The organism is Pseudomonas sp. BIGb0164 (assembly GCF_024810135.1).
Taxonomy (GTDB): Bacteria; Pseudomonadota; Gammaproteobacteria; order Pseudomonadales; family Pseudomonadaceae; genus Aquipseudomonas.
In genome coordinates, this window is sequence record NZ_JANUEA010000003.1 from 407133 (window position 1) to 432595 (window position 25463).

Sequence of the window (25463 nt, forward strand, 5' to 3'; positions counted from 1 at the left end):
GTTCCTGTGAGGGCTATTGTTGCTCTCTAAGCAATTGGGCAGCGCGGGCGGCGAAGTAGGTCAGAATGCCATCAGCGCCAGCACGTTTAAAGGCAGTCAGGGATTCGAGGATCACCCCTTCACTCAACCAACCATTCTGGATCGCGGCCATGTGCATGGCGTATTCACCGCTGACCTGATAGACAAAGGTCGGCACTTTGAATTCCTCTTTGACCCGGTAAAGGATGTCCAGGTAGGGCATCCCGGGCTTGACCATCACCATGTCGGCGCCTTCGGCCAAATCGGCCGCCACTTCGTGCAGGGCTTCCTGGCTGTTGGCCGGGTCCATCTGGTACGAGGCCTTGTTGGCCTTGCCCAGGTTCAGCGCCGAGCCCACCGCATCGCGGAACGGGCCGTAATAGGCGCTGGCGTACTTGGCCGAATAGGCCATGATCCGCACATTGACGTGGCCAGCCAGTTCCAGGGCTTCACGAATCGCCTGGATGCGGCCGTCCATCATGTCCGACGGTGCAACCACCTGGGCGCCTGCAGCGGCATGGGACAAGGCTTGCTTGACCAGCGCGTCGACGGTGATGTCGTTCTGAACATAGCCGTCTTCGTCAAGAATGCCATCCTGGCCGTGGGTGGTGAACGGGTCCAGCGCCACGTCGGTGATCACCCCCAGCTCCGGAAAACGCTCGCGCAGGGCGCGGGTGGCGCGCTGGGCAATACCCTCAGGGTTCCAGGCTTCAGCGGCATCGAGTGATTTGAGTTCAGAAGGCGTCACCGGGAACAGTGCCAGCGCTGGAATCCCCAGTGCGACCCAACCGGCCGCCTCGATCAGCAATTGATCGATGGTCAAGCGCTCCACACCCGGCATCGAGGCCACCGCTTCACGCCGGTTTTCACCGTCGAGCACAAACACCGGCAGGATCAGATCATTCGTCGTCAGTACATTTTCACGTACGAGGCGGCGAGAAAAATCATCACGACGATTGCGGCGCAGACGGGTGGCGGGGAACAGGCGATTGGCAGGGGTAAAGCTCACGACAGACTCCTGAGCCCGCGTTTACGGGCGAGCGTTGCAGTTATAAGCGGCCATTATGACGAAGGAATGACAGTTGTGCTTATCGATGCGACCTGTAGTCGCATTCGTCGTTTATGTAGGAATTGTTCACTTCGTGACACATCTCGATACTTTCATGAATGTTCACGAAGGCGTAGGCTGCGCGTTCATTTCGCCAGCACCCCAGACCATGCTTCAACAATTTCTGCATGACTTCGGCTACTTTGCGCTCTTCCTGGGCACCTTCTTTGAAGGCGAGACCATCCTGGTTCTCGCAGGCTTCCTGGCGTTCCGTGGCTACATGGATATCAACCTGGTGGTGGTCGTTGCCTTTTTCGGCAGCTACGCCGGCGATCAGCTTTGGTATTACATGGGCCGCAAGCACGGCCGCAAGCTGCTGGCGCGCAAGCCGCGCTGGCAATTGATGGGTGACAAGGCCTTGGAGCATATCCGCAAGCACCCGGATATCTGGGTGCTGAGCTTTCGCTTCGTCTACGGATTGCGCACGGTCATGCCCGTGGCGATCGGCCTTTCCGGCTATCCGCCGCTGCGCTACCTGATCCTCAACGGCATTGGCGCCGCGATCTGGGCGGTGGCATTGGGGGCTGCGGCGTATCACTTCGGCGCCGTGCTGGAAGGGATGCTGGGCAGCATCAAGAAATACGAGCTGTGGGTGCTCGGCGCGTTGCTGGTACTGGGCTTCGGCCTGTGGCTGCGCCGCCGGGTCAAGAACGCGCGCATCGCCCGCGAGGCCTGTGCCGACGCCAAGGCCCGGCTCGCGGCCGGGCAGGCCTCGGTAGAAGCGCCTAAGACGCCAGTCGAGTAAGTCGGCTTCTGCAGCAGTAGAGGCCGATCACACTGAGCAGGCTGTAGCTCACCAGGCCCAGCCAGCCCAGGTTGCTGGCCGGCCATAGCCCCACCAGCGGCGCCAGCCATACCAGCGGTACATTCAGTGCCAGGCGCACCAGCTCGGCCTTCAGGGCCCAGGGGCGATTCTCCAGCGCCACGCCCAGGGTAAACAGCCCCAACGCCATCGCGCTCCAACCCAGGATCAGCGCCGCAGTGGGCAACCCCTCGCCAAAATTCATCAGATAGCTGCCAAACCCCACATACGCGGCAAATTGCAGGGCGATGTACACCTGTTGGCGCACATCCAGCGGCACCTCGAATTTGCGGAACTGACTCAGGTCCGGCTTGGCCATCGGGTACTTGGCCTTCACATCCGCCGGGCGCCAGCCGGTGCGCATGAACCAGATGCGCAGTTTGTCCCACCCACTTTCTGTACGCCGCGCGTCACTCCACAGCTGTGCATAAAACTGCAGGTTGGCCCACAGCGGGTTCCAGCTGGCCAGGGGCGTGGTCACGCCGAAAATCACCGGCTCGTTGTCGTCCTCTTCCTGGAAGGAACCGAACAGCCGGTCCCAAATAATGAACACCCCGCCGTAGTTGCGATCCATGTAGAGAGCGTTCTGTGCATGGTGGGCCCGATGATTGGACGGCGTGACGAAGAACCACTCGTACCAACCGAGTTTGGGCACGTGACGGGTGTGTACCCAGAATTGGTACAGCAGGTTGAGCGACGCGACGCTGATAAACACCACCAGTGGCACGCCGACCACGGCCAGCGGCAGGTAGAAGATCCAGCTCAGCAGAAAGCCGGTGCTGGTCTGGCGCAGTGCGGTGCTGAGGTTGTAGTCCTCACTCTGGTGATGCACCGAGTGCGCGGCCCACAGGATATTGCGCTCATGGCCCATGCGGTGCAGCCAGTAGTAGCAGAAGTCGTAGAACACAAAGGCGAACACCCAGGTCCACACGCTTTGGGCTGGCAATTCGAAGAGCGCCAGGTGCTTGAGCGCGAAGGCGTAGGTCAGAATCCCTACCCCTTTGGTCAACAAACCCGTGGTGGTGGACAGCACGCCGGTGCTGAGGCTGTTGATGGCGTCCGCCACCCGGTAGTTGCGCTCACCGCGCCAATGGTCGACAAGCAGCTCCACCACGATCAAGGCGATGAAAAACGGTACCGCGTAAGGCACGAAGTCCATGGTCTGGTCCGGTCTATTTTTGTTACATCAAGATTAGGTGCAGCGGCGCGAGATCCCATTGGCAACAGATGACAAATTAGTAGACATTTAACGCCATGACCCCAGGAGAAATGCCCATGAGCAAAAAGATTGCAGTGATCCTTTCCGGCTGCGGCGTGTACGACGGCGCAGAGATCCACGAAAGCGTGATCACCTTGCTGCGCCTGGACCAGCGTGGCGCTCAGGTCCAATGTTTTGCCCCCGATATTGCGCAACTGCACGTGATCAACCACCTCACCGGTGAAGAGATGCCCGAGTCGCGCAACGTGCTGGTCGAATCCGCGCGGATCGCCCGAGGTGACGTGAAAGATCTTCGCGAAGCCAATGCCGAAGCGTTTGATGCGCTGATCGTGCCCGGTGGCTTTGGCGCAGCCAAGAACCTGTCCAACTTTGCCGTGCAAGGCGCCGCGTGCAGCGTCAACCCGCAGGTACTGGAGCTGGCCGAAGCGTTTGCCGAAGCGGGCAAGCCAGTGGGGCTGATCTGCATCTCGCCGGCGCTGGCCGCGAAGATCTACGGCCCGGGCGTGACCTGCACCATCGGCAACTGCGCCGACACGGCAGCCGCCCTGGACAAGATGGGCGCCACCCACCAGGAGTGCGCCGTCGAAGACATCGTGGAAGACAAGGCGCGCAAGCTGGTGAGCACGCCGGCCTACATGCTGGGCAAGAACATCAGCGAAGTGGCGTCAGGCATCAACAAGCTGGTGGACCGGGTGCTCGAACTCACTCACGAGAACGACTGAGCATCCCATTGAACGTAGTGAGCGGGCTTGCCCCGCGCCGCGGTATACCAGGCGCCTCACGTTTACCTGACACACCGCGGCGCGGGACAAGCCCGCTCACTACAAGGGGTGGCGCGTCAGTGGCCCAGTCAGGGTTGGCGCATCAGGCGCGTGAGTAGACGGTCCAGGGCATTGGCGAAGGCCTGCTTGTCCTTGTCGCTATGGGGTGCTGGCCCACCGCCCATCTGGCCCTGTTCGCGCAGGTCGGTGAACAGGTTGCGCACCGCCAGCCGCTCACTCATGTTCGCCGGGCTGAATTCCTTGCCCCGTGGGTCGAGGGCCGCTACGCCCTTCTTTACCAGACGGTCAGCCAGGGGCACATCGCTGCAGATCACCAACTCACCGGGCACCGCGTGTTCCACCAGGTAATCGTCCGCCGCATCCGGGCCGCTGGGCACCACGATCAGCTTTACGCACGAGAAGCTCGGCTTGATCTGGCTCTGCCCCGCCACCAGCACCACGTCGAACTGGCGCTTGAGGGCGAACTTGACCACCTGGTCCTTGGCCGCCCGAGGACAGGCATCGGCATCGATCCATACGCGCATCCATCCACCTTCTCATTAACAACATAGATCCAGTGTAGGAGCGGCGGTGCGACGATTCGACTTGCTCGCGAAAGCGGTCTATCCGTTGATGAATGCATCGACTGACACTCCGTATTCGCGAGCAAGCCGAATCGTCGCACCGCCGCTCCCACATTTTTTGACCGCGTTCGTTCAAGCGGTAACGCGGCGTTTCTCGGCCAACCGACTGCGACCATACAGCACCACAATCGCCAGGATCGCCAGCGCCTGCGCACTCAGCGAGTAAGCGTCGGCGTGAATACCCAGCCAGTCGAAGTCAAAGAACGGCACCGGCCGCGTACCGAAGATGCCGGCCTCTTGCAACGCCTTCACGCCATGCCCGGCAAACACCACCGACAACGCACACAGCAGCGCCGCGTTGATGCCGAAGAACAGCGCCAACGGCAACTTCGCCGAACCGCGCAGGATCACCCAGGCCAGGCCCACCAGCAGCACCAGCGCCGTGGCACCGCCCGCCAGCACCGCGTTGTGCCCGGCGGGCCCGGCTTGCAGCCACAGGGTTTCGTAGAACAGGATCACTTCGAACAACTCGCGGTACACCGAGAAGAACGCCAGCATCGCAAAACCGAAGCGACCGCCGCCGCCCACCAGGCTGCTCTTGATGTAATCCTGCCAGGCCGCGGCATGGCGTCGGTCGTGCATCCACACCCCCAGCCACAACACCATCACACTGGCGAACAGCGCCGTGCAGCCTTCGAGCAACTCACGCTGCGCACCGCTCACGTCAATCACATACGCCGCCAATGCCCAGGTGGCCAAGCCGGCCAGCAATGCCAGGCCCCAGCCCGCGTTGACGCTGCGCACCGCCGATTGCTGGCCGGTGTTACGCAGGAACGCGAGGATCGCCGCCAGCACCAAGATCGCTTCCAGGCCTTCGCGCAGCAGGATCAGCAAGCCTGAGATGTAGCTCAACGACCAACTCAGGCCATCACTGCCCAGCAAGCCGGCCGATTCGGTGAGCTTGCCCTTGGCCACGTCCAGGCGCTGTTGCACCTGTTCGACCGGCAACCCGTCCTGCAACGACTGCCGGTAAGCCATCAAGGCCTTCTCAGTGTCCTTGCGGACGTTGGCGTCGACGTTGTCCAAAGAGCTTTCCACCAGCTCGAAGCCTTCCAGGTAGGCCGCGACGGACAGGTCATACGCCTGCTCGTGGTCACCGTTGCGGAACGCGGCGAGGCTCTTGTCCAAGGTGGTCGCGGTGTAGTCCAGCAACTGCGCCGGGCCACGTTTGACCTGCGGCGGCTGGGCACGCTGGGCGCGGAATGTCGCCGCCGCACCGGGGCCGTTGGCGGCGAGCACTTCATTGGGGGTCTGGCGCGCCAGGTCAGCAAGGTTGAACGGCTGCTCGCTCTTGGCCGCCGCCGGGTCGGCGGTAAAACCGGCGATGTAGGTGGCCAGGTCCCAGCGCTGGCGGTCGTCCAGCTGGTCGGCGAACGACGGCATGTCAGTGCCTTCAACGCCCAGCCCAAGGGTGTTGTAAATCGCATAGAGGCTCAGGCGATCCAGGCGCGTGGCATCACGCAGGTTGGCGGGTGGCGGGGTCATGCCCATGCCCGCCGGGCCATCACCGGCACCGGCCGTGCCGTGGCACACCGAGCAATGCTGGGCGTAGAGCGGTGCACCCCGAGTGGGGTCAGGCGTGATCGCCGGGGCCTGGCTGACTTCATACGCCACGGCCAGCTTGGCGCCCAGCTGACGGGCTTGGCGAGCGACAGCAGCGCCATCTTCGTGGGCAGTTACAGCGGCTAACAATTCGTCGACGCCTTTGATCAACGCCTCACGCTCTGGCCTCTGTGGCAGTTCTGCCACCAGGCCCTGCAACACCCCGAGAAACTCGACCTGTTCACGGTATTCGGATTCGTCGATAACCTTGCCCGCCTCCACCGTTGGCGGGTAGTCGGCACCAATGTAATCCAGCAAATGCAGGGCTTGCGGGGCGCCCTCAGCGGTAGCGGCCAACAGGCTGAAGCTGCACGACATCAGCGCCGGCAGCAGCAGCCAGGCGAGAAAGCGAAAGGGGGCAGTCATGAATGAATCTCAAAGGGAAATACGAAGTAACACATTGTCAAACCTTAAAGGGTTTGACTCAAGGCGTTAGTGAATTGGCGTTTGGAAGGCTGGGGCTTTTTTAGAAATGTGATGCTGGCATTTTGTGGATTGAATCACATCAATAAGCCATTGTTTTGCCAGTAATGGCGCTTATAATGCCGCGCCCTGTTAGTGCGAAAGGGAATTTCGTTCCTCGTTTTTATGAGGAATCACCTCACCGGCTGAATACTTTCAGGGAAGAAGTTACATGGCATTTCGCGCCTTACCTCCGCTCGCGCTCGTGGCGGTTACCTTGCTCTCCGGCTGTTCAATGTTCCGCAGCTACGACACCGAGCTGCAAGCCACCAACCAGCAATTGGCCACCGGCAATGTCGACGGCGCCCTGACCCTACTGGAAAAGAACAACACCGGCGAAGACAAGGACCTGCTCTATTTCTTCGAAAAGGGTGAGTTGTTGCGGGCCAAGGGCGACCTGACCGGCAGCCAGACCGCGTGGCGCAGCGCCGACCTGCAAGTCTACAAGTGGGAAGAGTCCGTCAAGTTCGACAGCGAGAAGTACCTCGCCCAGTTCGGCAGTTTCCTGGTCAACGACAAGGTGCGTCGCTACGAAGGCTATGACTACGAAAAGGTCATGCTGACCACCCAGATGGCCCTGAACCTCCTGGCCCTGAACGACTTCGACGGTGCCCGCACCGAAATCAAGAAGACCCACGAACGCGAAGCGGTGATCGCCGACCTGCGCGACAAGGAATACCTCAAGCGCGAGGACGAAGCCCAGCGCGAAGGCGTGACCACCCAGATGAAAGACCTGAGTGGCTACCCGGTGGAAGCCTTGAACGCGCCAGACGTGGTTGGCCTGAAAAACAGCTACCAGAGTGCGTTCAGCCATTACCTGGCCGGCTTTGTCTACGAAGCCCTCGGCGAAAAAGACCTGGCCGCCCCTGGTTACCGCAAGGCTGCCGAGCTGCGCCCCAACACCCCGCTGCTGGAGCAGGCGTTGCTGGACCTGGACAAGTCCAAGGTCGAGGCCGATGAAACCGATGTGTTGATCGTGGTCCAGAGCGGCCTGGCACCGGCGCGTGACTCCATTCGCCTGCCACTGCCGATTCCTATCGACGGCCATCTGGTGATCACGCCGCTGTCGTTCCCGGTGATCAAGGCCGACACCTCTACCGCGACCTTCGCCCAGATTGGCGTCGACGGTAAACAGCAGAACCTCACGGCACTCAACAGCACCACCGCCATGTCCCGCCGCGCCCTGCGCGATGACATGCCAGGCATCATCCTGCGCACCACGGTGCGTGCGGTCAGCCGTGGCGTGGCGCAAAACAACCTGAACAAGACCAACCCCATGGCCGGCCTGGTGCTGGGCATCGCCTCGGCCGTCACCGAGGGCGCCGACACCCGTACCTGGCGCACCTTGCCGGACATGACCCAGGTGACCCGCCTGCGCCTCAAGCACGGCGAGCATCAGGTCAGCCTGCCCAATGCCCTGGGCGGCACGCTGGTGACGGTCAAGGCCGATCAGCGCTACCAGGTGATCACCTTGCGCGTGGTCGGCAACCAGGTATTCGCCGGGGGCCTCGCCGCCCATGTCGTACCAAGCAGCACGCCCCAGGCCATCGCCACACTCAAGCAACCTTAAGGAGCACGCTATGCGTCATTTCATCCTCGGCGCCCTGGCGCTGGTCCTGCTCGCCGGCTGCGCCACCCCGCCGCCACCGGAGCCCGGCAGCGCTGCGAGCAAAATCGTGGTGATGGGCAAGTTCAAGGGTATCGCCGTCGGCGCCATCCGCGTTGCACGCGAGAACGGCTTCCTTACCGCCAAGGTGCAGTTGAGCAACATCACCAGCAGCAACCAGACGATGTATTACCGCTTCGCCTGGCTGGGCGCCGATGGCTTCCCGGTGGGCGACGAAGAAACCTGGAAAGTGCTGAACCTGTACGCCAACCAGGCGACCTTCCTGCCGGCCATTGCCAACCTGCCCCAGGCGGCGGACTTCCGCCTTGAAGTCAAGACGCCTTGAGCCGTTCCCCTTTTTCGTTTCAGAGAGAATTCCCCATGTTTGCACGCTTCTCGATGCTCGCTGTCGTTGCCCTGCTGGCCAGCGGCTGCTCCAATACCTCGCCTGTACTGGGCAGCAAGAACATCAGCTACGGTGACACCAAGGCCGTGGAAACGGTGACCAACGAGTTCGGTTCCACCGACTTGCAGATGATCGCCGAAAGCATGACCCGTTCCCTGGCCCAGTCCGGCATCTTGCAAGGCCGCCCGGTGGTGCAGGTGTATGACGTGAAGAACAAGACCAGCGAGTACATCGACACCCGCGAGATCACCACGTCGATCAAGACCCAGTTGATGAAGACCGGCACCGCGCGCTTCGCCAGCGACAACACCGACATGCAGAGCCAGGTCGACCAGCTCAAGCTGCAGAACCAGAGCGGCCTGTACAAGAAGTCCACCGTCAGCAAGACCGGCAACATGGTTGCCGCCAAGTACCGCCTTGAAGGCTCCATCAGCTCCATCGTCAAGCGCAGCTCGGACTACAAGGACGTGTTCTACAAGTTCAGCCTGCAGCTGATCGACGTCGAGAGCGGCCTGGCCGAATGGATGGACGAGAAAGAAATCCGCAAGACCACGGAGCGCTAAGCAATGCGTGCATGGATCGGCATGATCGGCCTGCTGTGCGCCTTTGGCGCCGAGGCCGCCCCGAAGATCGCGGTGACCGACCTGGCCTACGAGGCGCGGGTCGAGGAGTACATCCACCAGGTTTCGGCGAGCAACAACTACCAGGCGAATGCCTACAACGCCAGCGGTGCCTCGAACTACAGCGAGTACGAGAGCCGTACCAGCTACATCGAGCAGACCGAGCTGCGTAAGTTCAGCGGTGACATCAAGGGCGAGATCCTCAAGTCCCGCCAGTTCCAGCTGGTGCAAGGCACGCCCTACACCGCCGATGCCAAGGGTGACGTCTACGACGTGATCAAGCGCATCAAGGCCGGGCACTTCAAGGGGGCTGACTACGTGCTGTTCGGCACGCTATCGGACATCGACTTCACCCAGGACATCAACGCCATCGACCGCACCAACAGCTACTCGGCGGTGCTGGGCCTGACGCTGGTAGCAGATTTCAGCCTGATCAATACGCGCACCTACGAGATCACCTCGGCGTTCACCGCCATGGGTGAAGGCCAGGACACCAAGTTGGTGAACAGCCGTGACGTGCGCGTGAGCCTGAACCGGCCGCGTGTTGTGAAGGAAGTGTCGAAAGCGCTGGGCGAAGATGTGGCGCGTCAGTTGGCGGAGCAGTTGGGTGGTGGGTACCAAGACCCAGGCAAGCCGGCGTTGCGCAACAACCTGCCAAGGGATGAGGCGCCGAAAATCCTGCGCTGAAACTCGATAGGTCGGCTAACACAAATCAATGTGGGAGCTGGCTTGCCTGCGATAGCGGTGTATCTGATACACCGCTATCGCAGGCAAGCCAGCTCCCACAGTTTTGATTCGGTTCCGTCAGGTCAGGCCGTGGCGCGATGCAAGCTGGCGAGGAAACCCGCCGCCCCTACAAACAACCCGGCAAACGTGCGGTTCATGCGTTTTTGCTGTTTTGGCGTGCGCAACAGGCGCAATACCTTCGACGCCAGCCCGGTATAGCCCGCCATCACGATCATATCCACGGTGATCATCGTAGCGCCCAGGATCAGGTACTGGATCAGCAGCGGTGCCTGCGGGTTCACGAACTGCGGCAGCACTGCCAGCATGAACACCAATGCCTTGGGGTTGCTGGCGTTGACCAGGAAACCACGGAACATCATCGCCATCGGTTTGCCGATCGGGCGCACGGCGGCGTCATCGGTCATGTCCATGGGCAAGGCGCGCCACTGCTTTATGGCCAGGTACACCAGGTACGCCACACCGAACCATTTGATCGCATAGAACGCGGTAGACGACGCTGCCAAAATGGCACCCAACCCGCCGGCCACAACGGCAATCTGCATCGCCAGGCCCAGTTGCAGGCCGATGGCGTTCCAGTAACCGCGCAGGAAACCGTATTGCAGGCCGCTGGACATCGAAGCGATGGCGCCTGCACCAGGAGAAAGGGAGATGATCCAACTGGCCACGAAAAAGGCCAGCCACGTATCGAGTGCCATTACACACCTCAGGAGGGAGTTTGCTGTGATGCCCTAAGCTAACTCCGCCGACCAAAGGCTGGCTATAGATTTTTACAAGATGTGAATGCTAGCGGTCGCCCGGGAACACGTGGTTACCTGGCCAACGCCGTACCGAACGCTGGAAGAACAGGCTGTTGGGCACTTGCACCATGGCACTGTCGGTACCGGCTTCCGCGACTTCGATCAGCGTGGTGTACAGCAAGTTGATCGCCACGACCCGACCCTTGACGCCCGGCTTATCGACGGTATCCACCAACTCGACGATGTCGCCCAGGCGAAACGGCCCGACTGTGAAGATCAGAATGGCGCACAGCAGATTCGACAGCACCGACCACATGGCGAAGAACGCCACCGCCGCCACCGCCACAAACCCCGACAATGCTGTCCACAACACCGTGGCAGACACGCCCAGTCGGCCCAGCACGAAGATCAGCGCACTGCCCATGATCAACCAGCGCAAGCCGCCACGCAGCGGCATCAGCAGTTGCGGTGGGAACGGGTAGCGCTCACCCAGGCGGGTCAGGCCCTTGGCGACAAAACGCTGGGCCAGGTAACCGGCCAGCAGGATCAGCAGGATCTGCACGCCGATCCACACCGGTTCCACCCATTGCGCCGGCAGCGGCAGTTGCAGGGCTTCCATCAGGACAGCGCCTCCAGCTCCGCTTGCAAGGTTTCGAGCAGTTCGAGGGCTTCCATCCAGGTTTCCTCCAACTGCCCCTCGCGCACCTTGAGCTTGGCCTGTTCGGCCAGCAGGTCACGCAACTCGTCCTTGCGGGCGGCTTCGTACACCGCGCTGTCACCCAGGCTAGTCTCGATCTTGGCCAAGCGCTCGTGCACCTTGCCCAACTCGGCCTCCAGCTTGTCGGCTTCACGCTTGTGCGGCGCCAGCTGTTGGCGCAGCGCAGCAGCGGCCTGGCGCTGAGCTTTCTTGTCGGTCTTGTCCGGGTTGACCGGTGTGTTGCTGACCGGCGCATTGCGCAGGCGGTAGTCGGTCAGCCAGCGCGCGTAGTCGTCGAGGTCACCGTCGAACTCTTCGACTTTGCCGTCAGCCACCAACAGGAAGTTGTCGGTGGTGCTCTTGAGCAAGTGGCGATCGTGAGACACCACCAACACCGCACCACTGAATTCCTGCAGGGCCATGGTCAACGCCAGGCGCATTTCCAGGTCCAGGTGGTTGGTCGGTTCGTCGAGCAACAGCAGGTTCGGACGGTCCCAGGCGATCAACGCCAGGGCCAGGCGGGCCTTTTCGCCGCCGGAGAAGTTCAGCACCGGCTCATCGATGCGTGCGCCACGGAAGTCGAAACCACCAAGGAAGTCGCGCAGCGTCTGCTCGCGCTCGGTCGGCGCCAGGCGCTGCAGGTGCAGCAGCGGGCTGGCCTTGGAATCGAGCGAGTCCAACTGATGCTGGGCAAAGTAACCCACCACCGTGTTCTCGCCACGGGTGAGGCGACCTGCCAGGGGCGAGAGCTCGCCCGACAGGTTCTTGATCAGCGTCGACTTGCCCGCGCCGTTGGGGCCCAACAGGCCAATGCGTGCGCCCGGCGTGAGCTGCAGCTTGACCTTCTCCAGGATGGTTTTATCGCCGTAACCCAGGCGTGCATCCGAGAGGTCCAGCAACGGGCTGGAGATCTTCACCGACTCGCGGAACACGAAGTCGAACGGCGAGTCGACGTGAGCGGCCGACAATTCTTCCATGCGCTCCAGCGCCTTGATCCGGCTCTGGGCCTGGCGGGCCTTGGTGGCCTGGGCCTTGAACCGGGCGATGTAGCTTTCCATGTGCGCACGTTGCGCCTGTTGCTTCTCGTAGGCCTGCTGCTGCTGAGCCAGGCGCTCGGCACGGGCACGTTCGAACGCGGTGTAGCCGCCACGGTAGAGGGTGATCTTCTTCTGTTCGACGTGGGCGATGTTGTCGACCACGGCGTCGAGGAAGTCCCGGTCGTGGGAAATCAGCAGCAAGGTGCCCTGGTAGCTCTTGAGGAAGTCTTCCAGCCACAGGATCGCATCAAGGTCCAAGTGGTTGGTCGGCTCATCGAGCAGCAAAAGGTCCGAAGGGCACATCAGCGCCTGGGCCAGGTTCAGGCGCATGCGCCAGCCACCGGAGAAGTCGGCGACCGGGCGGTCCATCTGTTCGTTGGTAAAGCCAAGGCCGGCGAGCATCTTGCGGGCACGGGCGTCGGCGGTATAACCGTCGGCGCTGTCGAGCTCCGAGTGCAGGCGCGCCAGGGCGGCGCCGTCCTGGGCCTTCTCGGCCTCGGCGAGGTCGTGCTGCACCTGCCGCAGGCGCAGATCGCCATCGAGCACGTAGTCGATCGCGATGCGGTCCAGGGTGTCGATCTCCTGGCGCATGTGGGCGATGCGCCAGTCGGCCGGCAGCAGGCAATCCCCGGAGTCCGGGGTCAGTTCACCCAACAACAGGGCGAACAACGTGGATTTGCCGGCGCCGTTGGCACCGATCAGGCCGGCTTTGTGACCGGCGTGCAGGGTCAGCTCGGCGTCTTCGAGAAGACGTTGCGGGCCACGCTGTAATGTTAGGCTTTGAAGTCGGATCATAATGGCGGCGGAGTCTACCAGCTTCGTTGGCCGCTGGCTTGGGTGTGAATATGTACGCTGACCTGTGGAGCTTTGCCCTTTCGACTTACGCCCGCTCGGGCTGCGAAGCCGCCTGCCTGCGCTTGCAGGAACAAGGGGCGGACGTATGCCTGTTGCTGTGTGGCGCCTGGCTGGAGCAACGGGGTGTAGCGCAGACACCCGAACGTCTGCAGGCGCTCAGACACGTCGCCAGCCCCTGGCAGGCACAGGTCATCGAGCCATTACGGCAAGTGCGTGTGCAATGGCGCGCCATGGCGCAGCAGGATGAGGTTTTGGAGAAGTTGCGGGAGCGGGTCAAAGCCCTGGAGTTGGATGCGGAGCGGGAATTACTGACGCGCCTGGAGGCAGCGGCGCAGGCATGGCCGACGGAGGAAGGTCAGCACAGATGGCTTGAAGGCTTGGCGACCGAAGCCGCCAACCTTGACCACGACGCGCTGCAACTGCTGCGCGCCGTGGCTGCCAGCACTTAGGAAGCGCTGGTTGGGGTCGTGCTTGGCGCTACCGGAGCAGGCGTGCTGCTGGCGGTTGCGGCTGGAGCAGTGGAGGCTGCCGGGGTAGCCGCTGGGGTGGCTGGTTTGGCCGGTGCTGGTTTTGCTGCAGCGGGTTTGGCAACGGCGGGTTTAGCTACTGGCTTGGCGGCCGGTTTCGCAGCAGCAGGTTTAGCGGCTGGCTTGGCGGCTGGTTTTGCAGCAGCAGGTTTAGCGGCTGGCTTGGCGGCTGGTTTTGCAGCAGCAGGTTTAGCAACTGGCTTGGCGGCTGGTTTTGCAGCAGCAGTTTTGGCAGCTGGCTTGGCGGCTGGTTTTGCAGCAGCAGGTTTAGCAGCTGGCTTAGCGGCTGGTTTCGCAGCAGCAGGTTTAGCAGCTGGCTTGGCGGCTGGTTTTGCAGCAGCAGTTTTGGCAGCTGGCTTAGCGGCTGGTTTCGCAGCAGCAGGTTTAGCAACTGGCTTGGCGGCTGGTTTTGCAGCAGCAGTTTTGGCAGCTGGCTTGGCGGCTGGTTTTGCAGCAGCAGTTTTGGCAGCTGGCTTGGCGGCTGGTTTTGCAGCAGCAGTTTTGGCAACTGGCTTGGCGGCTGGTTTTGCAGCAGCAGTTTTGGCGGCTGGCTTGGCGGCTGGTTTCGCAGCAGCAGGTTTAGCAGCTGGCTTGGCGGCTGGTTTCGCAGCAGCGGTTTTGGCAGCAGGCTTGGCGGCTGGCTTCGCAGCAGCGGTTTTGGCAGCAGACTTGGCGGCTGGCTTGGCAGTAGCTTTGGCCGGAGCTTTCACGGCAACCGCTTTTGCAGGAGTACGCGCGCCCAACACTTTGGCTACGGCTTCCTTCACACGACCAACGCCCTGGGCCAGTTTCAGGCTTTCTTGAGCGTCTTTTTTGAGTTGGGAAATGTAGGTGCGGGTTTCAGCTTGGCGATCCTTGAGGGCGTCCAGCAGGTCCTCAAGTTCTTTGACAGCGTCTTTGGCTTTGGCTTGTGCCTTGGCCTTGCCGGCAGTGGCGGCGTCTTGCAGTTTGGTGCGGGATTTGTGCAGCTTCTCTTGCGCTTTACCGCGTTGTTTTTCCAGCTTGGCGAGCAGCTTTTCTGCATCGGCCAACGCTTGGGAACAAGCGCTTTCCAGGTGTTCGAGCAAGCTGCCCGACAGTTGTTGGAGTAAATGCAACGGGGTATTAACAGGCTTCTGTTTGGCCGACATGGTTTACCTCCTGGCTGACGTGGGTGCGGCTCATACTAGCCCTCTGCTCTTACCGCCGCTAGGGCATGTTGACAGTATCGTTTGCGTTGCGTTGCAACGTGCGAAAATTCTTATCGATATAACGAAAAACCGCGCCACTTTTTACCCACCCACACTGGCATAATCCGTCGCACTTTCGGCGGGAGGATGCCCATGTCGCGTTACCTTTTTCTAGTGCTTGGCCTGGCGGTTTGCACAGCCAATGCGGGCGAGCAAACGCCGTCCAAAACGACGGCCCCAGACCCGCACGACCTCGCCTACAGCCTGGGTGCCAGCCTGGGCGAGCGCTTGCGCCAAGAGGTTCCCGACCTGCAGATTCAGGCATTGCTCGACGGTCTCAAACAAGCCTATCAAGGCAAACCCCTGGCTCTGGACAATGCGCGCATTGAACAGGTGCTCGCCCAGCACGAAGCTCAAAGCGAAGCCGATGCCCAGGTTCCACAAACCGAAAAAGCGCTCGCCGCCGAGCAGCAATTTTTAGCCAAGGAAAAAGCACTGAGTGGCGTGCGCGAATTGGCGGATGGCATCCTGCTCACCGAGCTCTCGCCCGGCAGTGGCAGCAAGCCATTGGCCAGTGATGAGGTACAGGTCAAATACGTGGGGCGATTGCCCGATGGGACCGTCTTCGATCAGAGCACGCAACCGCAGTGGTTCCGCCTGGACAGCGTAATCAGCGGCTGGAGCAGCGCCTTGCAGCAGATGCCGGTCGGCGCGAAATGGCGCTTGGTGATTCCTTCTGCCCAGGCCTATGGCGCCGACGGCGCAGGTGAGTTGATCCCACCCTACTCGCCCCTCGTATTCGAGATCGAACTGCTCGGAACCCGCCACTGACCCCATAAAAAACGGTGCGCCAAGCGCACCGTTTTTTTATCTCGCCATCAGGGTTCAGGCCTGGGTGGCGGACTCTTCCTTGTGCGCGTTGTGCAGCACTTCGATCAGGCAATCTTCCAGCTCGAATCGCTCGTGAAGCAGCGCGCCCAGCTCTTTGAATTTTGCCGCCACGCAGTTGCCGGCGTCGCACAGATCGGTGAACGCCAGCAACTTTTCAGTGATGACGTCGATACGCGGATAAATGGTTTCGGCAAGGTCCAGGCCACGCTGATCATCAAAGGCTTCCGCCTCCTTGGTCAGTTGCTCGTAGACCCCGAAGTGGCCAGCAGACACGTAGTCCACCAAGACCCCACAGAAATCCTGCAATGGTTCGCGGTTCTGGGACAATGCTTCGGGCTTGGCACCGAGAGCATCAAAGGCCCGAACCAGTTCGTGACGTGCCTTCAGCCAGCTGTCGATCAGCTTGTGCACTCCACCCCAGCGTTCCTGAGCATTCTGACAACTTTCCAGCATGATGATCTCTCTTCCCTAGTAGGGGCGCTGCCGCCTGGTGCCCGCGCAACACTTCAAGGATAAAGCAGCAACCGGACAAGGCTGCATCTGACAAACGGTTTTACTGATGCGTGCGGGCCAGATTATGCTCGCATGACTATGGCTTCAAGGTACGCAGGACAGAAAGTTCATACAAGTGTTTAATCCCGTCCTACTACCTTCGGCCCACACTCAGCGCTTTGCCAACCCCGAGGGCTGGCTCAAAAACAATCGTGAAAACTGCAGGACACCAAGGATCAGCATCGCCACGAAGCACAACAGGCTCCATTCAGGCAGGCTCAAGTCAAACAGCGTCCAATTGATCTCGACGCAGTCCACGGAGCCTTTGACCGTCGATTGCAAGGCCTGCCAAAACGACAGGTTTTCAAGCATGGACTGCAAGCTGGGCCAGCAGTCAGCCGGCTGATCCGATGCGACATTTTGCAGCAACACCTGGCGCACAGCGGTGACCGCTCCCAGCAATGCACACCCCATGCTGGCCACCCCGTACAGGATGACCGCAGAGCGCTTGGGGTTATGAAGGGCGGCCACCAGGTTGATCACGGTGAATGTCGCCACATAAATGCGTTGGACCTGGCACAGGAAGCAGGGGCGTAGCAGCGCGCCGTACTCGACATAAAAAGACGCGCCCAACGTCAGCGCACCCGCCAGGAAGGCCAGGAAAAACAAGGAGCGTGAAGGGGCCAAAGACATTGTTGATCCGTACCGCAGGAGACAGGCCGCTACGGTAGAGGAAAGGCCTGACTCCTTTCAATACGCGCTGGAGCAGACGATTCGGCGAGGGCATGAGGATATGCCGTCAGAGTCTGGATGACTTGGGGCGGCCAAGAGTAGGAATTTGCTTCCTCATCTACTTGCCCCTGTATTTACAGGGAATCGAAGGGCTGGCTCCAGAAAATTCCGAGCCAGCCTCCGCTTGCTTTCCTACTTCACGCTCGCACGGGCACTGGCAAGGGTGACGCCAGCAAACGGTTGTCCAGAAGTCCCAGACCTTCCTGGAACAACTGGTTACTGCGTTCAGTGTCACCCAGTTGCGCAAGCAACCGTGCCAACTCGGCACAGGCTTCAGGATTGCGCTGCACCTGCAGGCTGCTTTCAAGGTAGTCCCGCGCCTTGCCCCACAAACTGTTCTGCAGGCACAGGCGGCCCAACGTCAGCAGCAGGCTGGCATCGCCCGGGTGGTCCTTGAGCCAGCCTTCGGCAAACTTCAACTGGCGGGCCGGATCGCTACCACGCAGCAGACCATAGAGCCGGATCAAGTGGCTGTCATAGCCGCGCTTGATAGCGCCACGCAACACTTCCTCAGCCTTCGTATCGGCACCCAATCGGCGCAGTTGCTCGGCGTAGGCCAAGACCAATGGCGGCTCCTGACGCTGGGCAGACGTGAGTTGTTCCCACGCACGCTCAAGGGACTGCAACCCGGCTTCACTCTGGTCTTCACGCTGGGCTGCCAGGCTGAGGTTCTCACCCCAGGCACGGCGCTCGAGTTCGGCCAGCTCCGGGGGTGGCAAAACCTTGTCTTTGCGCAGCTCAGGCATCAGCCGAATCACCGACGACCAATCGCCGCGCTGCTGATGCAGGCGTTGCAACTGGCGCAGCACCTGGGCGTTATGCGGGTGGCGCTCGTGCATCGCCTGCAAGGTGGTCAGCGCACCCTCGGTATCACCACGGTCCAGTTGCAATTGCGCATGGCTCAGGGCAACCGCCAACTCAGCTTGGGGTTGACGCTCCAGGGCGCGTTCCAACAAACCGTCGGACTCTTCATAACGCCCCTGCTCGTTGGCCGCACGCGCAGCACCGAGGTAGTAAAGCAGCGGCTGGCGCTCGGCTTCTGCGGCACGGTGCAAGTGGCGTTCGGCGCTGGCCCAGCGGCCTTCGGCAAGGTCCATCTGGCCCTGCTCGATCGCAATCTGTACGCGCCGGCTGCGGTTGCGCCGCGACCACGGGTTGACCACCCCACCCGACGTCGTGAGCAGGCTCAGCAGCACGCGGACCAGGTAGATCGCCAAGCCGAGCACAAATACCGCCACCAGCGTGGCCCACAGGCTCGACTCGTAATGCAGCAGATGGGGATAGGTAATCAACACGTAGCCGGTGTGTTTCGAAATGCCCACGGCCAGTGCCAGGGCGATCGCAACGGCCAGCACCAGGATCACATAGAAACGCTTCATCGGCTCTACTCCTGGGTCGCCGGCGTACCCGCCGCCGCCTTGGCTTCATCAGCAGACAGGTGACGACGATCCAGGTAGGCCTGCACCGCCGCAAGGCTCGCCGCCAGGTCCGGTGTCACCACCGAAACGGCCTTGGGCTCAAGTTCGGCGATACGCGCCAGCATGGCCTTGCTCTGCGGATTGTCCTGATTGAAGTTGTCCTGCAACACGCTGCGCGCTTCGCCGAGGGCACGGCTGTACACCGCCGTTTCGCCATTGAGCGCGGCCCACTGCGCCTGCTCGAGTGCCAGGCTCAACGCCAGGCGTACCTGGTTCAAGCCCTGGCCGGCGAGCAGCGGACGGATGTTGTCATCCGGGTTGAAGTCGATGCGGAAGTAACGGGAAATCTGCTCCCACCATTGGCTCCAGCGGCTTTCCGTATCGGTGGTCGGACGCCCTTGCGAGGCCGGCTCGGTGAGTTGGTATTCCGGCGCGATGGCTGCCAGTTGCACCACCTGGTCACGCAACGCTGCCAGTTGCAGGTACAGCCCGGTACGGTCCGGCTGCTCAACACTGCGCAGGGCAACAAGGCTCTTGGCCAACTGCTCACGCGCGGCATAGGAACCTGGGTCGCTCTGCTCACGCAGAATTTCGTCGGCACCCTGCACCAGCGCCTGGGCACTGTTGATGTCCTGCAGGGCAGAAAGGCGCAAGCTGGCCAGACGGATCAGGTGCTCGGCTTCTGCCAGGCGCCAGTCCTGGCGGCTGGCACCCAGCACGGTTTCCAGGCGCTGGCTCAGGCGTTGCTGATCGCCTTGTAGTTGGGCGACCAGACGACGACGCTCCTCCAGTTCATCTGCGGCGGGCAGCTGTGCCAGGCGTGCAGCCAGTTGCTGCTGGCTCTGCTTGAGCGACTGGGATTGGTCATCGAGGGTCTGCACCTGCCCCAGCTGTTGCTGGCTGCTGGCTTGCAGGGCACGGACCTGCCAGATCCCCCAACCGCCGGCAGCAACCCCTGCGGCGCCGAGCAACAGGGCCACGACTGCCAGACCATTGCCACGACGTGGCGCGGTGACCGGTGGCTCAACCGGCGCACTCAGTGCGGGCTGGGCTTCTTCTTTAGGCAAGGCTGTTTCGCTCACGTATCCGTCCTTTGCGTATTCAGAGAGTGGGAGCGGCTTGCCTCATGGGACAGAGCTGCGCAACGCCACTAACAAAGCCGCGGCACTCGCGCCGCGACAATCCACAACTTTTTCTGCGCCCGCCGCCCGCGCCATCTCACAGACTCGCGGGCTCGGCACGAACAACGGCAACTGTGCCACAAGCGGCCAATCCGGGCCGGCCAACGCTTGCAGGTGCAAAAAACCCTGCCCACTGCTGACCACCAGGCCATTCAAGCGTTCCAACTGGATGCGTTGCATCAGCACCCCGACGTCATAGGCCGGCAGGAAACGGCGGTACAACGCCAGATACTCGACACTAGCACCTTGCTCGCGCAAACGCTCAGCCAGCAGCTCCCGGCCGCCCTCCCCGCGCAGGATCAACACCCGTGCACCGGGCCGTGCAATCGCTTCGCGCAGGGCCGGCAGCGCCAGCAAGGCCTCGCTGTCGTCACCGGTTTGCGGATAATGAACGTCCAGGCCCTGGTCGGCCAGTACCTGCGCAGTCGCAGCACCGACACTGAACCACGGCAGTTGCGGCCAGCGTCGGTCCAACCGCTGCACAGCGAGGCGCGCAGCCGGCTTGCTGACGACGATCACCGCGCAATAGCGGCCTAGATCATCGAACACAGCCTGCTGTGCCGGGGTGATGGGTAAAGGTTCGGTGTCCAGCAAGGGCAGGCTGCTGCTGAAGATGCCCGCATCGGACAACGTCGCCGCCAGTGTTGCCGACTCCTCGGCAGGCCGCGTCAGCAGCACACGCCAGTCGGTCACTGTGGACCGGCCTCGCCATAGACTTTCTGCAGAATGGCGCCGGCGCCTTTTTCCAGCAGCTCTTCGGCCACCTGGATGCCCAGGGCCGTGGCATCGCGTTGCGGGCCGCGCACCTGGGCGGTGAGCAAGGTACCGCCCTCAGGGTCGCCCACCAGGCCGCGCAACCACAGGTTTTCACCCTCAAGCACGGCGTAGCAGGCGATCGGCACCTGGCAGCCGCCGTTGAGGTGCTTGTTCAAGGCGCGTTCGGCGGTCACACGGACTTCGGTGTCGGGGTGATCGAGAGGCTTGAGCAGCGCGTGGATTTCACTGTCGGCGGTACGGCATTCGATGCCCACGGCGCCCTGCCCGCCTGCTGGCAGGCTGTCTTCGACGCTGATGGCCGAGGTGATGCGATCCTCGAAACCCAGGCGGATCAGGCCGGCGGCGGCGAGAATGATCGCGTCATACTCGCCCGCATCCAACTTGGCCAAGCGCGTATTGACGTTGCCCCGCAGGAAGCGGATCTGCAGGTCCGGGCGGCGGGTCAGCAACTGTGCCTGGCGACGCAGGCTGGAGGTGCCGACGATGCTGCCCAGGGGCAGATCATCCAAGGAGGCGTAGGTGTTGGAAACGAAGGCATCACGCGGGTCTTCACGCTCGCAAATGCAGTACAGGCCCAGGCCTTCAGGGAAGTCCATCGGCACGTCTTTCATGGAGTGCACGGCGATGTCGGCTTCGTTTTCCAGCAGCGCGGTTTCCAGCTCCTTGACGAAAAGCCCCTTGCCGCCGATCTTCGACAGCGGCGAGTCGAGCAGCTTGTCGCCGCGACTGACCATGGGCACCAGGGACACTTTGAGGCCCGGATGGGCCTGCTCAAGGCGTGCTTTGACGTATTCGGCCTGCCACAAGGCCAGGGCGCTTTTACGGGTGGCGATGCGGATTTCGCGAGAGGACATGGATCAATCCGTACTGAATAGATACGGCAGATAATAACAGCTCAGGCAAATACGCTTTGATTTGAATCAGCAAGTGCGGGGCCTCCCTGGCCGCGCCGCACCGGGATAAGACATTATGGCCTGGCTCCAGCCCTTGGGCTAAAGCTGCTGCATCATCTTGCGCACACCGGCCACATGGCGGCGACTGACGATCAGAGCGTCGCCGTTAAGCCCCTTGAGGAACAATTGGAAGTGCCCCAGTGGCGTGCGTTGCAGGCGTTCTATTCGCTCGCGGGCAACCAGCGCGTTGCGGTGGATGCGCACGAAACGATCGCCAAATTCATCTTCAAGGGCCTTGAGTGGCTCGTCGAGCAACACCTCGCCGGCCTCGTGGCGCAGCGTCACGTACTTGTGATCGGCAATGAAGTAGACCACCTGGCTCAGGGGAATCAGCTCGATGCCTTTGCGGGTACGCGCACTGATATGGCTGCGCGGTCCATTGCCGCTCTGGGCTGCCGGCTGAGTCAAGGCGGCAAGCTGGACGCGGGTTGGGCGCTCGGCCTTTTTCAGGGCCTTGAGCAAGGCGTCGCCCGTCACCGGCTTGGCGAGGAAGCTGACACCGCTGGCTTCCAGCGTCTCCGCGGAAAACTCTTCAGCGGTTGCGCAAAAGACCACGGCAGGTGGCGACTCTCGCTCGCTCAATCGGGCCGCAACTTGCAAGCCATCGAGGCCCGGCATACGGATATCGAGCAACACCACATCCGGCTTGAGGCTGTCGATTAGCGCCAACGCCTCTTCACCGGTGGTGGCGCTCGGTTCAAGGACTGTATAACCCTCAAGTTCACTGACCAGTCGGCTCAGTCGCTCGCGGGCTTGGGGTTCGTCATCAACGATCAGGACATTCATATTGCGCTGGATTCCTGCGTGAGTCTCGCACAAGGATAGCGTAGACAGGTGCGGTGACTTGCGTCACAGCGATCCACGCTAAGACTAGCGCGAGCGGCAAAAAGTGCCCCGAGAGCGGCACCCATATTTACCCGGACCTGTTCAATTGCGCCCAAGACCTGCTGCCTTCGGGCACTGTCGTAGGGTTTGCTGATACACAATCCGAATACCCCCCTTTTTAAATGGATAGTCTGGGTTCTGACCGCATCACCCGACTTTGGTGCATTCACGCTCTATCAGTGCAACTGTAGACGCTCACTGAGACGACATTGTGCAATCGTCAAATATCGTTTCAATAAACCGCTGCCCCCAGTCTCTTCCCGGACGCGTTCGGCGGCAAGGCACTTAGCCATCCTTCGCACAAATAAAAATGCCGACCACCCGCAGCACCGCCTTCCCGGGCAACCCTGTTATTATCGCCGGCACACCTCAACGCCTCTTTTAAGCAGATCACGAGCGAATCCATGAGCACCGACAAGACCAACCAGTCCTGGGGCGGCCGCTTCAGTGAACCCGTCGACGCCTTCGTCGCCCGCTTCACCGCCTCCGTCACGTTCGACCAGCGCCTCTACCGCCACGACATCATGGGCTCTATCGCCCACGCGACGATGCTGGCCAAGGTCGGCGTACTGACCGACGCCGAGCGCGACAGCATCATCGACGGCCTGACCACCATCCGTGGCGAGATCGAGGCCGGTACGTTCGACTGGCGCGTCGATCTGGAAGACGTGCACATGAACATCGAAGCCCGCCTCACCGACCGCATCGGTGTGACCGGCAAGAAACTGCACACCGGCCGTAGCCGTAACGACCAGGTGGCCACCGATATCCGCCTGTGGCTGCGTGACGAAATCGACCTGATCCTGGGCGAAATCACCCGCCTGCAAAAAGGTCTGCTGGAGCAGGCCGAGCGCGAGTCGGGCACCATCATGCCGGGCTTCACCCACCTGCAAACAGCGCAGCCTGTGACCTTTGGCCACCACCTGCTGGCCTGGTTCGAAATGCTCAGCCGCGACTACGAGCGCCTGGTGGATTGCCGCAAGCGCGCCAACCGCATGCCCCTGGGCAGCGCCGCACTGGCCGGCACCACCTACCCGATCGACCGCGAATACACCGCACAACTGCTGGGTTTTGACGCCGTAGGCGGCAACTCCCTGGACGGCGTGTCGGACCGCGACTTCGCCATCGAATTCTGCGCCGCCGCCAGCATCGCGATGATGCACCTGTCGCGCTTCTCCGAAGAGCTGGTGCTGTGGACCAGCGCGCAATTCCAGTTCATCGACCTGCCGGACCGCTTCTGCACCGGCAGCTCGATCATGCCGCAAAAGAAAAACCCCGACGTACCTGAGCTGGTACGTGGCAAGAGCGGCCGCGTATTCGGCGCGCTGATGGGCCTGCTGACCCTGATGAAAGGCCAACCTCTGGCCTACAACAAGGACAACCAGGAAGACAAGGAACCGCTGTTCGACGCCGCCGACACCCTGCGCGACTCACTGCGTGCCTTTGCCGACATGATCCCGGCGATCAAGCCCAAGCACGCGATCATGCGTGAAGCGGCGCTGCGCGGTTTCTCCACCGCCACCGACCTGGCGGACTACCTGGTACGCCGTGGCCTGCCGTTCCGCGACTGCCACGAAATTGTCGGCCACGCGGTGAAATACGGCGTAGACACCGGCAAGGACCTGGCGGAAATGAGCCTGGAAGAACTGCGTCAGTTCAGCGACCAGATCGAGCAGGACGTGTTCGCCGTGCTGACCCTGGAAGGTTCGGTGAATGCCCGTAACCACGTGGGCGGCACAGCACCGGCGCAGGTCAAGGCAGCCGTCGCACGCGGCCAGGCCCTGCTCGCCAGCCGCTAGACCTCGTTTTCTGCTGCAACGCGGTCAACCCTCTGGGAGCGGGCTTGGTCGCGAAAGCGGTATTTCAGTCACCGATACATTGACTGATCCACCGCTTTCGCGACCAAGCCCGCTCCCACATTTTGAGCTGCGCTTGTCGTAATTATTTTTTTGCCGCAATCATCGCCATAAACGTCGGCATCGCGGCTTCCCTGTCCGCCGCAACCTTCTGCGCATTGGGCATGGCATGCAGCTTGTCCAGCAGCGCTTTCGCCTTAGGCATCTCAGCCAGAAAATCCAGCCCAAACAACTTCTCGCCCACCACGCAGGCGAGGTTCATGCTGTACATGAAATACAGATCGGCAAGCGTGAAGCTCTCCCCGGCGACATAGGGTGCGAACTTGCCATGTCGCCCCAGTGCCCCCACCCCCAGCAGCAATTCGGCCTTGGATTTGTCCTTGATCGCCTCCGGCACCGGCATACCGAAAAACGCTTCAGCGAAACAGGCGCGGGCTGGCAACTCGATGTACAGCTCGATTTCCCGACACAGCGCCAGCACCTGAGCGCGCTGGAACGGCTCGGCGGGCAGCAGTGAAGGACCTTCCTGGGTTTGCTCGAGGTATTCGAGGATCACGCTGGTCTCGTTGATAAACCCCTGCTTGACGCCCAGTACCGGCACCTTGCCTCGCGGGCTGACCGCCAAGGCTTCGGGGGTTTGGCCAGCGTAAAAAGGCACCTCTTCGAAAGGCAGCCCTTTCTCCAGCAACGCCAGCTTGACCATGTTGTAGTAGTTGCTGACCGAAAAACCGTAGAGCTTGAGCATTGCAGGTGCCTCCAGGCCGGGTATGGGGTTGGCTGCATGAGTTATAGATCCGAAGCGTCCACCTGACCAGCAGCATCACCCGCCTGAATGGGCGTAGACTGGCGCCCTTTCCTTGAGGAGCCTGCCATGAGCGAGCCGACCGATATCGACAACGACGAAGAAGAATTCGCCGAGACCACCCTGATCGAAGCGATCGAAAACCAGATCGAAAGCGAAAACCCGCCTGCCGCCAAGGCCACGTTCAACAAGCTGACCCTGGTGGGTTACGAGCGTGAAGACATCCTGCAAATGATGGCCCACGTGCTGGCCGTCGAGATCGACGCTTTGCTGGAAGAGGACCGCGCGTTCAATACCGAATGGTATGAAACTGCACTGCGCGCGCTGCCGACGCTGCCGCCTGAAAAGCAATAACCCCGGCACACTCAACACGCTGGACAGTTCGGCAAAGTGCGTTCA

26 protein-coding genes are annotated in these 25463 nt (G+C 61.6%); 10 read left to right on the forward strand and 16 right to left on the reverse strand.

Features of this window, described 5'->3' with window-relative positions:
• Positions 1–13: 13 nt before the first annotated feature.
• Positions 14–1027: a porphobilinogen synthase gene (gene hemB / locus M2394_RS09725; RefSeq protein ID WP_178919935.1), complete on the reverse strand. Its 1014-nt coding sequence runs from the start codon at positions 1025–1027 to the stop codon at positions 14–16.
• 208 nt (positions 1028–1235) lie between these two features.
• Between hemB and M2394_RS09730 the strand changes: the two genes are divergently transcribed.
• The gene (locus M2394_RS09730; RefSeq protein ID WP_178920097.1) at positions 1236–1871 is read left to right on the forward strand and encodes a DedA family protein; all 636 of its coding nucleotides are present in this window, start codon (positions 1236–1238) and stop codon (positions 1869–1871) included.
• On the opposite strand, the gene M2394_RS09735 is transcribed toward M2394_RS09730, so the two are convergent.
• Positions 1852–3087 carry a sterol desaturase family protein gene (locus M2394_RS09735; RefSeq protein WP_259172358.1) on the reverse strand — a complete coding sequence of 412 codons (1236 nt, stop codon included), beginning with the start codon at positions 3085–3087 and terminating at the stop codon, positions 1852–1854. The two genes, M2394_RS09730 and M2394_RS09735, sit on opposite strands and share 20 nt — an antisense overlap.
• Positions 3088–3203: 116 nt before the next feature.
• On the opposite strand from M2394_RS09735, the gene elbB reads away from it, so the two are divergent.
• Positions 3204–3869, forward strand: a complete 666-nt coding sequence (gene elbB, locus M2394_RS09740) for an isoprenoid biosynthesis glyoxalase ElbB (protein WP_178919933.1) — start codon at positions 3204–3206, stop codon at positions 3867–3869.
• Between the two features lie 128 nt (positions 3870–3997).
• On the opposite strand, the gene M2394_RS09745 is transcribed toward elbB, so the two are convergent.
• Both M2394_RS09745 and M2394_RS09750 read right to left on the reverse strand, forming a co-directional pair.
• Entirely contained in the window at positions 3998–4453 is a 456-nt protein-coding gene (locus M2394_RS09745; RefSeq protein ID WP_259172359.1) for a YaiI/YqxD family protein, read from the reverse strand.
• Between the two features lie 171 nt (positions 4454–4624).
• Positions 4625–6520 (reverse strand): cytochrome c/FTR1 family iron permease, encoded by a 1896-nt coding sequence (locus tag M2394_RS09750; RefSeq protein WP_178919931.1) that lies wholly within the window; start codon positions 6518–6520, stop codon positions 4625–4627.
• A gap of 268 nt (positions 6521–6788) precedes the next feature.
• On the opposite strand from M2394_RS09750, the gene M2394_RS09755 reads away from it, so the two are divergent.
• The 4 genes from M2394_RS09755 to M2394_RS09770 are packed head-to-tail and all read left to right on the forward strand — an operon-like array spanning position 6789 to position 9935.
• Positions 6789–8186: a COG3014 family protein gene (locus tag M2394_RS09755; protein ID WP_178919930.1), complete on the forward strand. Its 1398-nt coding sequence runs from the start codon at positions 6789–6791 to the stop codon at positions 8184–8186.
• Between the two features lie 10 nt (positions 8187–8196).
• Complete coding sequence (locus M2394_RS09760; RefSeq protein ID WP_038844227.1) at positions 8197–8568, forward strand: YcfL family protein; 372 nt, start codon at positions 8197–8199, stop codon at positions 8566–8568.
• A 35-nt stretch (positions 8569–8603) separates the two neighbouring features.
• Positions 8604–9191 carry a penicillin-binding protein activator LpoB gene (gene lpoB / locus M2394_RS09765; RefSeq protein ID WP_176996890.1) on the forward strand — a complete coding sequence of 196 codons (588 nt, stop codon included), beginning with the start codon at positions 8604–8606 and terminating at the stop codon, positions 9189–9191.
• Between the two features lie 3 nt (positions 9192–9194).
• Positions 9195–9935 (forward strand): penicillin-binding protein activator LpoB, encoded by a 741-nt coding sequence (locus tag M2394_RS09770; protein WP_259172360.1) that lies wholly within the window; start codon positions 9195–9197, stop codon positions 9933–9935.
• Positions 9936–10057: 122 nt separating this feature from the next.
• Here M2394_RS09770 and M2394_RS09775 read toward each other — a convergent pair whose 3' ends face one another.
• From M2394_RS09775 to M2394_RS09785, 3 genes are all read right to left on the reverse strand, one after another.
• Positions 10058–10690: a LysE family transporter gene (locus M2394_RS09775; protein WP_178919928.1), complete on the reverse strand. Its 633-nt coding sequence runs from the start codon at positions 10688–10690 to the stop codon at positions 10058–10060.
• A gap of 88 nt (positions 10691–10778) precedes the next feature.
• A complete protein-coding gene (locus M2394_RS09780) occupies positions 10779–11351 on the reverse strand; it encodes a mechanosensitive ion channel family protein (protein WP_178919927.1) in 573 nt (190 codons plus the stop codon).
• On the reverse strand, positions 11351–13261 hold the full coding sequence (locus tag M2394_RS09785; RefSeq protein WP_178919926.1) for an ATP-binding cassette domain-containing protein: 1911 nt from the start codon (positions 13259–13261) through the stop codon (positions 11351–11353). Before M2394_RS09785 ends, M2394_RS09780 begins: the two co-directional genes overlap by 1 nt.
• Before the next feature lie 50 nt (positions 13262–13311).
• On the opposite strand from M2394_RS09785, the gene M2394_RS09790 reads away from it, so the two are divergent.
• Positions 13312–13770 (forward strand): TIGR02444 family protein, encoded by a 459-nt coding sequence (locus tag M2394_RS09790; RefSeq protein WP_259172361.1) that lies wholly within the window; start codon positions 13312–13314, stop codon positions 13768–13770.
• On the opposite strand, the gene M2394_RS09795 is transcribed toward M2394_RS09790, so the two are convergent.
• Positions 13767–14978, reverse strand: a complete 1212-nt coding sequence (locus tag M2394_RS09795; protein WP_259172362.1) for an AlgP family protein — start codon at positions 14976–14978, stop codon at positions 13767–13769. The two genes, M2394_RS09790 and M2394_RS09795, sit on opposite strands and share 4 nt — an antisense overlap.
• Before the next feature lie 192 nt (positions 14979–15170).
• Here M2394_RS09795 and M2394_RS09800 point away from each other — a divergent pair, with 192 nt between their 5' ends.
• Entirely contained in the window at positions 15171–15848 is a 678-nt protein-coding gene (locus M2394_RS09800; protein WP_259172363.1) for an FKBP-type peptidyl-prolyl cis-trans isomerase, read from the forward strand.
• Positions 15849–15902: 54 nt separating this feature from the next.
• On the opposite strand, the gene rsd is transcribed toward M2394_RS09800, so the two are convergent.
• From rsd to M2394_RS09835, 7 genes are all read right to left on the reverse strand, one after another.
• Positions 15903–16361 carry a sigma D regulator gene (rsd, locus tag M2394_RS09805; RefSeq protein WP_178920275.1) on the reverse strand — a complete coding sequence of 153 codons (459 nt, stop codon included), beginning with the start codon at positions 16359–16361 and terminating at the stop codon, positions 15903–15905.
• 210 nt (positions 16362–16571) lie between these two features.
• Positions 16572–17093: a disulfide bond formation protein B gene (locus M2394_RS09810; RefSeq protein ID WP_178920276.1), complete on the reverse strand. Its 522-nt coding sequence runs from the start codon at positions 17091–17093 to the stop codon at positions 16572–16574.
• A 236-nt stretch (positions 17094–17329) separates the two neighbouring features.
• Complete coding sequence (locus tag M2394_RS09815; protein WP_259172364.1) at positions 17330–18571, reverse strand: heme biosynthesis protein HemY; 1242 nt, start codon at positions 18569–18571, stop codon at positions 17330–17332.
• 5 nt (positions 18572–18576) lie between these two features.
• On the reverse strand, positions 18577–19692 hold the full coding sequence (locus M2394_RS09820) for a uroporphyrinogen-III C-methyltransferase (protein WP_259172365.1): 1116 nt from the start codon (positions 19690–19692) through the stop codon (positions 18577–18579).
• A gap of 42 nt (positions 19693–19734) precedes the next feature.
• Complete coding sequence (locus M2394_RS09825; protein ID WP_259172366.1) at positions 19735–20484, reverse strand: uroporphyrinogen-III synthase; 750 nt, start codon at positions 20482–20484, stop codon at positions 19735–19737.
• The gene (gene hemC / locus M2394_RS09830; protein WP_178920280.1) at positions 20481–21422 is read right to left on the reverse strand and encodes a hydroxymethylbilane synthase; all 942 of its coding nucleotides are present in this window, start codon (positions 21420–21422) and stop codon (positions 20481–20483) included. Before hemC ends, M2394_RS09825 begins: the two co-directional genes overlap by 4 nt.
• Before the next feature lie 138 nt (positions 21423–21560).
• Entirely contained in the window at positions 21561–22307 is a 747-nt protein-coding gene (locus tag M2394_RS09835; RefSeq protein ID WP_259172367.1) for a LytTR family DNA-binding domain-containing protein, read from the reverse strand.
• A gap of 503 nt (positions 22308–22810) precedes the next feature.
• Here M2394_RS09835 and argH point away from each other — a divergent pair.
• Positions 22811–24205: an argininosuccinate lyase gene (gene argH / locus M2394_RS09840; protein ID WP_176994423.1), complete on the forward strand. Its 1395-nt coding sequence runs from the start codon at positions 22811–22813 to the stop codon at positions 24203–24205.
• 142 nt (positions 24206–24347) lie between these two features.
• Here the strand turns inward: argH and M2394_RS09845 are convergent, their stop codons facing one another.
• On the reverse strand, positions 24348–25007 hold the full coding sequence (locus M2394_RS09845) for a glutathione S-transferase family protein (protein WP_259172368.1): 660 nt from the start codon (positions 25005–25007) through the stop codon (positions 24348–24350).
• A 126-nt stretch (positions 25008–25133) separates the two neighbouring features.
• On the opposite strand from M2394_RS09845, the gene M2394_RS09850 reads away from it, so the two are divergent.
• A complete protein-coding gene (locus M2394_RS09850) occupies positions 25134–25418 on the forward strand; it encodes a hypothetical protein (RefSeq protein ID WP_178920286.1) in 285 nt (94 codons plus the stop codon).
• Positions 25419–25463 lie beyond the last annotated feature (45 nt).